Origin of the sequence: Anabaena cylindrica UHCC 0172 (assembly GCF_034931625.1) — a bacterium.
GTDB lineage: Bacteria > Cyanobacteriota > Cyanobacteriia > Cyanobacteriales > Nostocaceae > Anabaena > Anabaena cylindrica_A.
Genome location: NZ_JAYGGY010000025.1, coordinates 16,568 through 30,555 on the forward strand (window position 1 = coordinate 16,568; position 13,988 = coordinate 30,555).

The window sequence follows — 13,988 nt, forward strand, 5'->3', positions numbered from 1 at the left end:
AATCAGAATAATGCCATAATATATCAATTATTTTATTCCATGTTTTTTACAAGTACAGTAGTCAAACACACTAAAAGCAGCTACAATCCCCTAAGTAGAGATGCAGTTTAAAAATGTTGATAGGAAAAAGCTGGAAAAATATCAAGCTAGTTGCAAGTGTATTTAGCGCGATACCTGCGATAGCAATCGCATTCATGCCATTATTAGGAGCAAACACTTCAGCGCAAGCAGCAGATACAGTTGTTGTTCGGTATGGTGCATTAGAAGAATCTGCTTCTTTAGCTGACTTAAAAAAAGCGGCGGAAATTGGAGAATTACCCGCTAGTTTAGGAACTTATACCAAAAGACTATCAGAACAACAACGCCGCTTTTTAGTCAGGGGATTGAGAGTAAGAGTACCGCTAAATGTCGTCACCCTAACTAGGTTACTGAATACACAAATCGGTAGCACAGTTCTCAATGACATTTCTACTGGTATTAGCCGCAAAGATAATGCTGGAGTTCAAGCACTTAGATCCGGAATAATCTTAGGTGCTAATTCACCTCAAGGTCTATCTGTACTCAATTTTATTAATGCTTATCCCAGCAAAAGCCTAGAAATTGATGTACCACAGGCTTTAAATGTGGCGAAAAGCTTAAATATGGCTTTTTTGCGGACTCAAATGTTCATGCTGGCTATGGCTACCCCCAATAACCCCAGCAATCTAAAACCAGCTTATTCCCTTGACCCTCAACAAGCCGGAAGCGCCCAAGTTGAAGTACTCAATTTAAGTTTAAATGACGAAAAGCGCGATCGCAATATTCCCCTAGATGTTTACTGGTCAAATTCCGCAAATACCGATAAACCTGTAATTGTCTTTTCTCACGGTTTTGGCTCAACTCGCGCTGATTTGCGTTATTTAGCACAACATCTCGCATCCCACGGTTATGTAGTCGCAGCCTTAGAACATCCAGGTAGTAATAAAACTAGTAGTGAATTAGCAACTAAAAATAAAACCCAGTTGCTACAACCTCAAGAATTTTTAGACAGACCTCGTGATATTAGTTTTGTGATCGATGAATTAGAAAAACTCAACCAAACTGCCAATAACCCACTACAAGGGAAACTCGCAACTGATAAAGTCATGGTTGTCGGTTACTCTTTTGGTGGTACTACAGCTTTAGCACTAGCTGGTGGTGAATTCCAAATTGAAAGCCTCAAACAAAGCTGTGAGCAAAAATCCGCTAAATTGAGTTTAGTGGAAGGCTTTCTGTGTGTAGCTAAAGAATTACCAGAGAAAAGCTATCAATTACAAGATCCCAGAATTAAACAAATAGTTGCACTTAATCCTGCCACTTCTTTATTATTTGGTGAAACTGGTTTAACAAAAGTACAAATTCCCACCCTCATTTTAGCCAGTTCCGCAGATAGAATTACTCCACCTTTAACTGAACAGGTAATAGGATTTGCTAAAATTCAGGCTCCTAAATGGTTTGCTGGTGCTGTTGGTGCTACACACATGAGTGTCATAGATCCTGACACCAATTTAAATCAGCAAGTAGAACCAAATACACCGTTTTCTAGTCGAGAAATCAAGGGTGAGCAATCAACTGATGTGCGGAAATTTGCCAAAATTGTAACTCTAGCGATGGCAGCACAGTTAACACCAGAAGCTAGTAAATATGCGGAATTTTTGACTCCAGAATATGCTCAAATTTCCTCAACTCCTCTGTTTCCATTTAGTATAGTCAGACAAATTCCTATGGATGCAATGGGGTTGATGAAAAGATAGTTATACTGCAAACGGGTGAAATTTGGACTTATGTCATACTGAGCGTAACGTAGTGCAGCGAAGTATCTCGGAGATTCTTCACTTCGTTCAGAATGACACTTTTAACCCGTTTTTAGTATAGAAAAATAAAAAGGCTTGGAAGGGAAACCAAGCCAAGACTTCACTCAGGGTAAAATATATCCCAGTTTATAAACTCTCAGTAATTTAAGCATCCTCCTTAAGGAGTACAATCAAGGCTAATTTTGAACGAAAACACTGCCAAATTTACTTTATAGCGTGATATAGTAAAAGTATAAAAAAGGCTTGGTGTTGTGCCAAACCTTAATCACAGAAGTGAAAGACTCTGGCAAATTTAATCATTTATAAGATGGATAATTCATCTATCTTTATATATAGCTTTGGAGTTTAAAAAGAAATGGGAAATAAACTGTGTAATTAATTTTCTCTAATTACTTATAACAGTTATCAGGGAACACCAAAAAATAAATTAACTGAAAATTGTAGTGCAGGTTAGCGCAGCGTAATCCACCATTATTTCTTCAGTTTATAGCCACTCTACAAATTAGAGAATTTGTAAGAATTCAGAAGTCAGAATAAATCAGTCGCGGGTATTAAACCCGATTATTTATCCGCCAGTCGTACAAAATTCATTCTGACTCCTGACTCCTATTCGATAAGACACAATTGCCGAAAATGGTCGCCGCGTATTTCAAAATTTGGATATTGGTCGAAACTTGCACAAGCGGGAGACAACAAAACGACAGATGCTTGATGGAGTTTTGCTAATTCTGCTGACTTGGGTACAGCTTTTTCCATTGTTTCCACAATTTCAAAGTTAGTATATCCTACTTCTTGCAGACGTTGAGCAAATACAGGTGCAGCATTACCAATGAGTACAACAGCAGCAGCTTTGGCTTGAATTTTGGCTAACCAACCAGTATCATCACCTGCTTTAGCTTCCCCACCAGCAATTAAAATTGCGGGACTTTTTACAGATGCTAAACCAACTTCAGCAGCATCATAATTAGTCGCTTTGCTATCATTAATAAAATCAATACCTTCCCAGGTGCAGATATGTTCTAAACGATGGGGAACACCAGGAAATTCACTCACAGCATGGGAAATTGCATCAATATTAATTCCTGCTAACCTTGCTGCTGCTACTGACATGAGGAGATTTTGTTGGTTATGTTCTCCTACCATTCGCAAAGCAGATACTTCCACAATTGGTGTGGGTGTAGAGGTGGAACTTAATTTTTCGATTACCCAGCCATTTTCTAAATAAAAGCCTTTGTCACCAATTAAAAAATCCTTACCTTTAACACTTGTCCAATAAGCATTCGGCCAATCTCTTAATCCTATTTTGCTTAAATAGGCATCATCTCCGTTGAATATTTGCAACTGAGAATTATTTAATAGCTTGGCTTTGATATTGTAGTAATTTTCTAATGTTTTATGACGCGCTAAATGATCTGGGGTGAAGGTTGTCCAGATACCAATGCGGGGTGAAAGGGTGACGGAAGACTCGATTTGATAACTGCTAAGTTCACCAATTATCCAATTTGGTTTTTTTACAGCTAAAGCTACTTCGCACGCAGCCAAACCGATGTTACCACAGGCAGGAGCGTTAAATCCGGCGGCTTGAAAAATGGCAGCAGTTAAGGCTGTAGTGGTTGTTTTACCGTTTGTGCCGGTAATTCCTACCCAAGGAATATTTTGTAAATTTCGCCAAGCTAGTTCCATTTCCCCAATAGTTTCAATTCCTAACTCTCGCGCTTTGACTAAGATAGGAATATCCCAAGGTACACCGGGACTAACAACTATTAATTTAGGTAAGTTAGTACTATTAAAACTTGGCGTGTAGGCTAATTGAACGGGAATTTGTTCAGTTGCAAGTTGTTGTTGTTCTTTGAGGAGGGTCGGGGAGGTGCTACTATCATTCAACTCCACCTCCCAGCCTTCCTGTTTCAACAATCTTGCCGCAGCAACACCGGACTTTCCCAATCCAATAACTATAGCTTCTGGCATAGACTGTGTAGCATCCCTGGTTAAGCTACCCTATGGTAGCGTTAATTAGCAAAAATTACACCTGTTTTTGTTGACTTTTGCTACAGATTTTTTACGATCGCACCAAAGTCAGCTATAACACGAGCATGATTCCGTAGTAATCCCAGTAAATTTAACCGATTTCGCTTAATCTCAGGATTGGAGTCCATGACTAAAACGCTATCTTCACCATCAAAGAATTTACTCACAGTGGGAGCAATTTTTTCCAGTGCGGCTACTAATCGTCGGTAATCACGGTTTTGTTGCGCTGCTTGGGTTTCGGGTACTAACTCAATCAAGGCGTTGTAGAATGCAGATTCAGAGGATTTTTGAAATAATTCGGGGTTAATTAAAGATTGCGGTTCTAGCTGCTGGAAGTCTAAATCGCCTTGCGCTGCTAGACGGGTGGAACGGTTGACGGTTTCGTAGATTTTATCTAAAGTACTGTCTTTGCGGATTTGTTGCAAGTAGAGAGCGCGATCGCGTACATCTAATAAATCCTGTAATGCTCTTTCTGTGTATTCTGGGTCATTTTCTCCCAAAACTGCATTGACTAAATCGTAATCAATTTGCTTTTCTTCTTGTAATAAGGTGCGAATCCGTTGCAGGAAAAATTCTTGCAAAGTCTTAATTAAAGATTTTCCATCTTTATTAAAATTGGTAGCAAAATCTGTGGCTATTTGTGTTAATAGCTGTTCTAAATTAATTTGCAGATTCGCAAACCAAGTAATATTAACTATGGCATTGGCAGCGCGACGTAATGCAAAAGGATCTGATGAACCAGTAGGAATTAAACCTAAGCCAAAGATACTGATTAACGTATCTAATCTATCGGCTAAACCGACAATTTGACCTGTGAGAGTTTGGGGTAAAATATCATCAGCATTTTTGGGTAAATAATGCTCAATAATTGCTGTAGCAACTTCTGCATCTTCCCCACTAGCTAAGGCGTATTTCTCTCCCATAATTCCCTGCAATTCGGGGAATTCATACACCATTTGCGTAACTAAATCAGCTTTACACAATAATGCTGCTCTTTTAATTTTCTTGCTTTCACTTTCTCCTAATTGCAATTGTTGAGAAATGAAATTAGCAATATTAACAACTCTGTCTATTTTCGCCCGAACAGAACCTAAATCTTCTTGAAAAGTGACTTTTTCCAATTGGGGTAAAAAGCTTTCTAATGGTTTAGCTAAATCAGCTTCATAGAAAAATCTACCATCAGCTAAACGCGCTCGAATTACCCTTTCGTTACCTACAGCAATAATATCTGATTTGGCAGGATCGCCGTTAGAAGTAGTGATAAAATTGGGTAATAACTCTTTGCTGTCAGCAGTTTTAAAAATAGGGAAATAACGCTGATGACTGACCATGACTGTAGTAATTACTTCAGTTGGTAATTGGAGAAATTCATCTTCAAATTTACCGATAACTGCGCTAGGAAATTCAACAAGATTGATGACTTCTGCTAATAAATCGGGGTAAATTGGTGTATGTCCACCTACCTTTTGTGCTGCTGCTGTAACTTGTTCTTTAATAATGCTTTCCCGTTCTTCTGGTGCAACTATTACACAACCAGAACGGAGGGTATTTACATATTCTGTAGCGTGGGAAATATTTACAGGTTCAGGATGTAAAACGCGGTGTGCTGGAGATATTCTATTACTTTTGACAGTTTTACCACCATTTTCCAATTCTAACGGCAAAATTTCCCCATCTAACAAAGTCACCAACCAGCGAATCGGACGGGAAAATTTAGCATCTCCATTTCCCCAACGCATTAATCGCTTTCCTTCTAAATTCCAAATCCATTGAGGAACTAGTTCTGTGAGAATTTCTGCAACTGGACGGCCGGGAGTCTTTTTTTGGATAAAGACGAAATCACCTTTTTCTGTGGGACGAATTTCAAAAGCTGCGACTTCCACACCTTGTTTTTTCGCAAACCCAACTGCTGCGGGTGTGGGTTGACCATTTTTAAAAGCTGCTTGTGCGGGTGGCCCTTTGATTTCTTCTTCTTTATCTGGTTGTTGGGATGGTAAACCGGTGATTAAAACTGCTAATCTGCGAGGAGTTCCATAAACCTCAAAACCTTGATATGTCAGGCTGTTAGCTTCTAGAGTTTGGGGAATGCGCGATCGCCATTGTACAATAGCATTACTAAGAAAGCTTGCAGGTAGTTCTTCTGTTCCAACTTCTAATAAAAATGCAGGCATAGGTCACTCTTAACTTTATCAGTCAATTCCAACAGTGTACCTTGCCATCAGGCTGAAGTATGCGATGTACAACTGATTCGGCAAAATTTTCTTTTTTCCAATGTAGAGACCTTACATGGTTAGGGATTCTCCGCTCTACGTTGTTTTTTACGCCCATATCTAAATATCTTCTAACATTTAGTTGCATTAGGATTTTCAAACTCACCAGGTTGACGAACGAGAAGTTCATTTAAAATCATCTTACCCGCAGGATTTATTACCTGTAATCGCACCAAATCGGATTGGACAGTTTGCCAAGCAACTTGATATTTATATTTGCCATTAGTCCAAGTAAAGACAGGACGAGCTTTAGTACCAGATGCTCTAGCACCAACTAAACAAAGTTGTTTTCCTGTTTTTAAATTTAAATTTTTGTAGTAATACTTACCTTTTTCTTGCCAAAGAGTTAAATTCCAATTGCGTGGTTGACCCTGCACTGCAAAAAATTCTCCCTCTGGAAAAGCGAGACCAGCCACAGCTTGATTCTGAACAGCAATATCTGTGACAATGGGCAAAGAAAGACCCAGAACTAAAGCGATGCTTATTCCTTTAATTTGCATAATTGATTATCACCATAGAAGTAATCTAACCTTAGAGGGTGTTTGAAAAGTCGGACAGTTTGTAAAAAAGCCCTCTCAGTATATGCTGTGAATAGATAATAGACAGCACCGAGAGAGCAACATGAGTAAAGCATACCCCAGCAATCTGACCCATGAACAATATGAATTTCTGAGTGACATGATTCCAGAACCTAAACCAGGTGGTCGCAAGCGTGAAGTCGATATGTGGTCTGTTTTGAACGCGATCTTCTATGTCCTGCTAGAAGGAGTGAGATGGAGATCCCTGCCTGGGGATTTTCCTCCTTGGCAAACAATGGGTAATAAGGTTTCTCGCTTGACGACAATTTGGACTGATGGCGGCTTTGATGGTCCAGCCTTCATGATGTGGGTAATGGATGTTTGCCGTTGGATTGTGCAGGTAGTTCTGCGACCGGAGCAAACCAAGGGCTTTGTTTTACTCAAAAAACGTTGGGTAGTAGAGCGCACTTTTGGCTGGTTGATGGGGTGTCGGCGTTTGGTCAGAGATTATGAATTATTGCCGGAAACATCGGAGACGTTTATTTACCTTGCCATGATCCGGATCATGGTACGGCGACTGGCATAAATTTTGACCCCTCAAAACTTTTCAAACACCCTCTTAGATAAATTATTATATTATTATTTTAATAACCCATAAATCTCAGCAATAAAACGCAAACTAATCAGCTTGGAATTAGATATTATATAAAATAATATGAATTATGGATTTCATCTCTTGTAGGGTGCATCAGACCCATTATCATTGATCATGTGATTTTGAAAATAAGGTATTTCTGTATTTGATTTTTGATGGCTTGCATGGTGTAGCCATACAAATTTCATACACAAAAAGCCGAAATGGGTAGGAGTTTAACATTGCTAAACCCCTACATATAAAATAATACGGGAGAGTAATATGATTACCCTCCCACTTTATTGATATATAGCATTTCCTAGTCTAATGAAGTACAAAATTATCTGCGTCCATCTGCGTCCATCTGCGTTTAATTATTACTGCCTGTACCTCACTTGAATGGGAATTGCTATATTTAATCTGGTTAATTTGGAAAATTGATATAAACCAATCTTTTGAACTTATTCAGATTGTCTATTATACTTCCAGTGAGAAACCAATGGTAGCGCATTGAAACGCCAGAGAATAGCAGCTAAATTAGTTAGTAAACAAGTAATTGCTAGACCCAATAAAATATAAGTTGGTAGCATCACCACACCAATCATTAACCAAGTATAAACGTGTAGCATCATCACACAAGCGAAAATACTAGCAAAGCCAGCAGATTGCCATACTTGAATTGTGGGGCGGTTGAGTGCTGTGAGGGTAATTGTCAAAAATGTAGACAGAATATTTGCTGGTATGAGAAATGCACAAATACCTGCACAGTTGGCACGAGATAATTCAGCTAAAGTGTTGAAATCGAGCATCAAATTATGGTAATTAAGAATTGACTTATTTATAAGGTTAACATTTATTTATTTACCTAAATTAATAGTAGCATGGGAGTAAGTATTCACGTAGATTATTTTACATTCTTTAAAGAATTAAGCAAACCAAAATTCTCAACTAGATATTGAGATATGCTGGAAAATGCCTGCCATTACCAACAGGACTGATCTCAACCGGAATATTAGTAGAGTGCATCAGATCCCGAAAATCTGTTGATTGTTGCCAAATTATGGAGTCTGACGCAGCCCACAAGAGATATTGATTGTGAAATTCAGCTTTAGCCCTAACTGAATTAACCCATTAAAATCACAGTATCAATAACATGAATTACACCATTATCTGCATCAATATCTGCTGCTAAAACCTGGGCATTTTTCACTTCAAAACCATCTTCACAATTAATTTTTATGGGGGAACCTTCTACAGAAATCACCGTACCCAATTTGCTTAAATCAGCTTGAGTTAGCTTTCCGGGAACAACATGATATGTTAAAATCCGTGCTAACTGGGGAATATTTTGTAATAAAGTTGTAATTGTGCCTGGGGGTAATTTAGCAAATGCCTCATCAGTTGGTGCAAAGACAGTGAATGGCCCGGGACTTTTCAACGTTTCCACTAAACCAGCCGCTTGCACAGCTGCCACCAAAGTTTGAAACGAATCATTACTAACTGCAATATCAACAATATCAGCCATTTATGTCACCTTATCTCTGCCTAAAGTTATAAAGAATAGTAAATCATATTTAAATTTTATTAACTCACATCTTGCTACAATATCCTTCTATGATTTTCCTAAGATTTCTCTATAGATGAAATGGGTAAACGCACATACGCAATTATCGGGACTGGTGCATTAGGCGGTTTTTATGGCGCTAAACTGCAAAAAGCTGGCAATAATGTCCACTTTTTACTCAAAAGTGATTATCTACAAGTCAAGCAACATGGTTTATTTATTGAATCTAAAGACGGTGATTTTATCCTCACCCAAGTCAACGCCTACAACGACGTAGAGAAAATGCCTCGGTGTGATGTGGTGGTAGTAGCGCTAAAAACAACCCAAAACCACTTGTTACCGCAAATATTACCACCTGTCGTCAAAAATGATGGGGTAGTCTTAGTATTACAAAATGGACTTGGGATAGAAGCAGAAATTGCCCAAATTGTCAGCAACACTCAGGTTCTAGGTGGTTTATGTTTTCTTTGTTCCAACAAAGTGAGTCCAGGACATATTCATCATCTAGACTATGGACAAATTACTCTTGGTGAATATACATCTAACTATCTTCCCACTGGAATTACAAACAGAATGCGGGAAATTGCTGAGGATTTTCAAAATGCGGGAATATCAATAGAACTAGCAGAAGATTTACTATTAGGACGTTGGAAAAAATTGGTTTGGAATATTCCCTACAACGGATTATCTGTGATTCTCAATGCTACAACCGACGAATTAATGTCAGATATTCACACCCGTCAGTTGGTTAAACAATTAATGTTTGAAGTAGTCGCAGGTGCAAAAAGTACAGGAAGAATTATTCCCGACAGTTTCATTCAAACAATGCTTGATTATACAGTGAAAATGAAACCCTACCGCACCAGCATGAAAATTGATTTTGATGAATGTCGTCCTTTGGAAGTAGAAGCAATTTTTGGCAACTCATTAAATAAAGCAGAAGCAGCAGGTGTAAATTTACCGCAAATTCGTTGTTTATATCAACAGTTGAAGTTTTTAAATGCCAGGATACAAAATTCTGTCTTAACTTAAACTAATTCTACTTAAAAATCGCTGATATCGCATTCACAATGTCTAAATAAAAGTTACCTCGCACTGCCCGAAATAACTCAAATTTAGTACCTGGCGCACCAAAAAAGGGACGGAGAAACCATCCTAATTGCACACCTACAAAACCATACAGTAATAACCATGATTTTAAAATTGTAGTGCGAGTTTTTTGCCCGACTTCATCTTGTTGAGAAAGTAACTGCATTCCTTCATAAAGAAACTTCACACCAAAAACACCTGTAATTGCAAAAATCAAGACATTTAATAATTTAAAAAACTGATATGAATTAGGTGCAGTAATCATAAAAAATAGCGTAATTGGAGCAAAACTAAATAATAGTACACTAATTACTGATACTGCTGTGAGTAAGATAACAAAATGCTGCTGAAAGCTACTGCGAGAACCAAATAAAACGTTAAAAAAGAATAATGTAGGAAAGCAGATAATCAGTGTTAATAAATAGAATGCTGGGAGTTTAATTGCGCCAGATAATGATTGCGCCCAACTATGAGAAGCGCCGATAATTGCCCCGTAAATGGCGAAAAAGATAGAACTAGTCACGAAAAGAGAACTGATTTTACTTACTAATCTGATTTCCTGACTAATTTCTTCTAAAAAACTCTGGCGGTCTCTTAATAAAATGAGTAAAACACCAAAGTATTTTTGCGCGTAAGTTTGTTTATTTGTCATTTTAGTTGCCCCTGAATAATTAACGAATTCCCAAAATATACCCAAGAGATTGCAAGACACTCAAATAAAAGTTACCTTCTCTTTCACGGAATAATTGAAATGCAGAGTCTGGCGCACCAAAAAATGGTCTGAGAGTCCAACCTAACTGACTACCGACAAAAGCATAAAGGAATAACCACGCTTGAATAATTTTTTTACGCGTTTGACTATTTTCATCTTCTTGTTCTAAGACCAGATTAGTAGCATTATATAAAAAAGAAATGCCAATAAATCCAGTTAATGAGAAAATAATTACATTCAGTAAAATCAAAAATTGGTAATTATTTGTTGTCATTAAAAAAAACAGCGTAATTGGCGCAAAACTAAATAAGAGGACACTAATAACTGAAACTGCTGTTAACACTAAGGCAAAATATTGTCCGAAAGTGCGTTTGGAACCAAATATGATGTTTGCAAAAAACAAAGTCGGTAGACAAATCAGCAAAGTGATTAAATAGAGTGCTGGTAATTTAACTGCTGAAGATAAGGCTTGCATCCAACTATGATATGCACCAATAATTCCCCCATACATAGCAATAAAAAGGGAACTACAAACTAACAAAGAAATAATTTTACTTGGTAATCTCACACCTTGACGAATTTCTTCTAAAAAAACTTGGCGTTCTCGGAGTAATTCAATCAAAACTGCAAAGTATTTGACTCTAACTGATTTGCGTTCAATCATTTTATCCTCAGATATTATTCAGAATAATCACCACCGGAACCAAATTTCCAAGCATCAACTAAACGATGCCAATAATATTGTTGTTTTTCTGGTAAAGTATTAACTAATGGTTCTAGAGTTGAATTTATAGAAAATAAACCAGTATAGACACCTAAATTAAGATAATGTAATAACCAATTTAGTAAACTATCTAAACCAACTTGAGGAATTATTTTGGCAACTAACCTAGGATGAGATAAACCTGTTTTTAACAAAGTTTGTGTTAAGGCTTTGAACTGGACTATATCTTGTAAAAATGGTTTGAGAACAGGTGTACCTAGTTGTTGCATTTCCTGAAAAACAGTCGAGAGTAGTTGATTAATTTGTTCTGGAGGAATTTTTTGATTTATACCAACACTCATCGCTTGCTGAAACAACCAAGTTACACTTAAACTCGGTTGATATGGTTGTAATCTTACCAAAGATTGCACAGATAATTGATCAGTTGTTAGTGCTTCCTCAATCCCAAAAGTTAATCTTTGTAAATGACGTACCATAGCGCCGAAACCACCAAAACTTAAAGGTGATTGATTACCGCTACTATCTCCCACTGGTAAAATGCGATGCCAAGGAGTTTTGAGAGGACTTTGACGATAGCTAGGAAAAAAACCAAACAACGCCCGTTTAAAATTAAGTTGACTAATTTCCACGCCTTGATATTCTGGTAAAAGGCGGAGATATTCATCAAACAAAGTTTCTAAACTTAAACGTTGGGGATTTGCATCCATATAAGTAAATAAATAAGTTGTTCTCCCATCTTTAGCAGGAAATGCTTCCCAAAAGTATTGGCATTGATTTTGCAAAGCCGTGAAAGATAACAACAAATCGCCTGAGTTATTTTCCGGAAATCCTTCAGCACAACTTCCTACAACTAAACAAAGTGCATCTGGTTTTTTGCCTTGACGCGCTTGTTGACATATTGGTGAAAGATGTCCCATTGCGTCAAGTAATAATCTGGCTGTGAATTGGTTGTTGACAGTTATTCCATTGGGGTGAACTACTGCTTCAGTGAAGGGTGTATTTTCAAATAACTTACCTCCAGCAGCGAGAAAGCGGGTTTTTAAGGTTTCTAATAAATAAACAGGATCTACACCAATGTTGAGGACATCTTCTACCCAAACCTCTGTGCCGCCTTGAAAGCTAACTCGTGCTGGGTTATATTGAGTTGCGATCGCACTTTCTAATTCCACCTCAGTCAGCAAATCCAGTTCTAGAAACACTTCCAACTCCTGGCGCGAAATATTCCACTCCTGTTCCCTCCCTTTTAAAACACCTCTCTCTAGCAACGCTACACGCACACCCCGCACAGCTAAAGCACAACCAATCAAAATTCCCAAAGTTCCACCGCAGATAATTACATCCCAATCTACAGATTCCAAAGGTTGCTGGTTTTCTTTAACTACATTTGGTATGGTTGCATTGTCTGCTCGTAGGGATGTTAAGATGCGGTCAGTACGATGTAAACCGCTTAAAACATCGCCAGGAAGTTGAGAAAGAATCTCTTCAGTTAAAGACATAAAATTTAATTCGGGTAGATTGCATATTGTTTCATTCTAAGTCTTGGCGTTGTATGCAAACGACTACAGAAACTGCAATCATTCGCACAGAACAAAAAAGCTATCTGTAGAAAACGGAATTGATTTACCTTTTCCTACCATGCAAATTTTATTTCATGACCAAACAGATGGGGATAGATCCCGTCAAAGAGAAGGTTGGCCAGCAGGAAAATCTCAAGCTCCTAAATCGCGTAGCATCAGCTATGCTCAAAATCATGAAAATGCAAAACGATGAGAGCAAATTAGATTCTCACCAAGAGAATTATCAGTGAAATAATTCCTTTGATAGATAGAAATATAAACCTATGGAGTGATGAAAATAAAGCATTCAGAAGAGAGAATTGGAAATAGATAAATACAGATAAAATTACTGGCTTGTTTTCTGTAAACACGCTGGTAAATATTACAGGAGGTAACATGACATATCAAGAACATAAACGTGCTATTGGTACATTTGCTAATCGTCAGCAGACTGAAACAGCAATGTATGAATTAAGAAATTCAAGTTTTCCCATGGATAAGGTATCTGTATTAGCTAAAAACACAGACTTTAGTGTTCCAGTCGTAGAATCTGAAGACGGTAGTGGTAATAACGCTGAAGAAGGTACTATTATTGGTGGGACAACAGGCACAATCTTAGGTGGTCTTGGTGGCTTACTTGTAGGTTTACAAGCTTTAATTATTCCTGGAGTGGGGCCTTTTCTAGCAGCTGGTACTATTGCTGCAACCTTAGCAGGTGCTGGTCTTGGTGCAGCCGCAGGGGGATTAATTGGCACTCTTACAGGTTTGGGTATTCCTGACGAGCAAGCAAAGGATTATAGTGAAAGAGTATCCCAAGGGCAATACCTGGTAATTATAGAAGGTTCAGAAGAAGAAATTAAACGTGCTGCTTCTATTTTGAGTAATCAAGGTATTCGGGAATGGAGAATACATGATATTTCCAATGGTCGTTACAATTCTGATTTACCCCCCACTACAATGGGAAATCGGGATACTGAAAGCTATGCAGGTGTAAGTACTAAGCAAGCAAGAGTAGAAACCATTGATAACCCAGTCGTGTAAGTTAAACTATTGGTTTTGAT

General features: G+C 37.9%; 12 protein-coding genes and 1 pseudogene. 5 read left to right on the forward strand and 8 right to left on the reverse strand.

Annotated elements, in window-relative coordinates:
• Nucleotides 1–113: 113 nt before the first annotated feature.
• Nucleotides 114–1,772, forward strand: a complete 1,659-nt coding sequence (locus VB713_RS09120) for an alpha/beta hydrolase (protein WP_323311242.1) — start codon at nucleotides 114–116, stop codon at nucleotides 1,770–1,772.
• Nucleotides 1,773–2,438: 666 nt separating this feature from the next.
• On the opposite strand, the gene murD is transcribed toward VB713_RS09120, so the two are convergent.
• The 3 genes from murD to VB713_RS09135 form a co-directional block, all read right to left on the reverse strand.
• A complete protein-coding gene (gene murD, locus VB713_RS09125; protein ID WP_323311243.1) occupies nucleotides 2,439–3,800 on the reverse strand; it encodes a UDP-N-acetylmuramoyl-L-alanine--D-glutamate ligase in 1,362 nt (453 codons plus the stop codon).
• A gap of 80 nt (nucleotides 3,801–3,880) precedes the next feature.
• On the reverse strand, nucleotides 3,881–6,031 hold the full coding sequence (gene glyS / locus VB713_RS09130) for a glycine--tRNA ligase subunit beta (RefSeq protein WP_323311244.1): 2,151 nt from the start codon (nucleotides 6,029–6,031) through the stop codon (nucleotides 3,881–3,883).
• A gap of 170 nt (nucleotides 6,032–6,201) precedes the next feature.
• Nucleotides 6,202–6,630: a hypothetical protein gene (locus tag VB713_RS09135; protein WP_323311245.1), complete on the reverse strand. Its 429-nt coding sequence runs from the start codon at nucleotides 6,628–6,630 to the stop codon at nucleotides 6,202–6,204.
• A gap of 121 nt (nucleotides 6,631–6,751) precedes the next feature.
• Between VB713_RS09135 and VB713_RS09140 the strand changes: the two genes are divergently transcribed.
• Complete coding sequence (locus VB713_RS09140) at nucleotides 6,752–7,234, forward strand: transposase (protein WP_323311246.1); 483 nt, start codon at nucleotides 6,752–6,754, stop codon at nucleotides 7,232–7,234.
• A gap of 509 nt (nucleotides 7,235–7,743) precedes the next feature.
• Here the strand turns inward: VB713_RS09140 and VB713_RS09145 are convergent.
• Nucleotides 7,744–8,091, reverse strand: coding sequence for a hypothetical protein (locus VB713_RS09145; protein WP_323311247.1), 348 nt, complete (start codon nucleotides 8,089–8,091; stop codon nucleotides 7,744–7,746).
• Nucleotides 8,092–8,405: 314 nt separating this feature from the next.
• On the reverse strand, nucleotides 8,406–8,807 hold the full coding sequence (locus tag VB713_RS09150) for a fasciclin domain-containing protein (RefSeq protein ID WP_323311248.1): 402 nt from the start codon (nucleotides 8,805–8,807) through the stop codon (nucleotides 8,406–8,408).
• A 120-nt stretch (nucleotides 8,808–8,927) separates the two neighbouring features.
• Here VB713_RS09150 and VB713_RS09155 point away from each other — a divergent pair, with 120 nt between their 5' ends.
• Nucleotides 8,928–9,878, forward strand: coding sequence for a putative 2-dehydropantoate 2-reductase (locus tag VB713_RS09155; RefSeq protein WP_323311249.1), 951 nt, complete (start codon nucleotides 8,928–8,930; stop codon nucleotides 9,876–9,878).
• Between the two features lie 7 nt (nucleotides 9,879–9,885).
• Here the strand turns inward: VB713_RS09155 and VB713_RS09160 are convergent, their stop codons facing one another.
• The 3 genes from VB713_RS09160 to VB713_RS09170 are packed head-to-tail and all read right to left on the reverse strand — an operon-like array spanning nucleotide 9,886 to nucleotide 12,867.
• Nucleotides 9,886–10,587: an actin-binding WH2 domain-containing protein gene (locus VB713_RS09160; RefSeq protein ID WP_323311250.1), complete on the reverse strand. Its 702-nt coding sequence runs from the start codon at nucleotides 10,585–10,587 to the stop codon at nucleotides 9,886–9,888.
• 19 nt (nucleotides 10,588–10,606) lie between these two features.
• Nucleotides 10,607–11,311, reverse strand: a complete 705-nt coding sequence (locus VB713_RS09165) for an actin-binding WH2 domain-containing protein (protein ID WP_323311251.1) — start codon at nucleotides 11,309–11,311, stop codon at nucleotides 10,607–10,609.
• A 14-nt stretch (nucleotides 11,312–11,325) separates the two neighbouring features.
• Nucleotides 11,326–12,867, reverse strand: a complete 1,542-nt coding sequence (locus VB713_RS09170; RefSeq protein WP_323311252.1) for an FAD-dependent oxidoreductase — start codon at nucleotides 12,865–12,867, stop codon at nucleotides 11,326–11,328.
• A gap of 94 nt (nucleotides 12,868–12,961) precedes the next feature.
• Between VB713_RS09170 and VB713_RS09175 the strand changes: the two are divergent.
• Nucleotides 12,962–13,108 (forward strand): annotated as a pseudogene (locus tag VB713_RS09175) (mechanosensitive ion channel family protein); the annotation flags it as partial.
• 215 nt (nucleotides 13,109–13,323) lie between these two features.
• Nucleotides 13,324–13,968: a signal transduction histidine kinase LytS gene (locus VB713_RS09180; RefSeq protein WP_323311253.1), complete on the forward strand. Its 645-nt coding sequence runs from the start codon at nucleotides 13,324–13,326 to the stop codon at nucleotides 13,966–13,968.
• The last annotated feature ends 20 nt before the right edge of the window (nucleotides 13,969–13,988 follow it).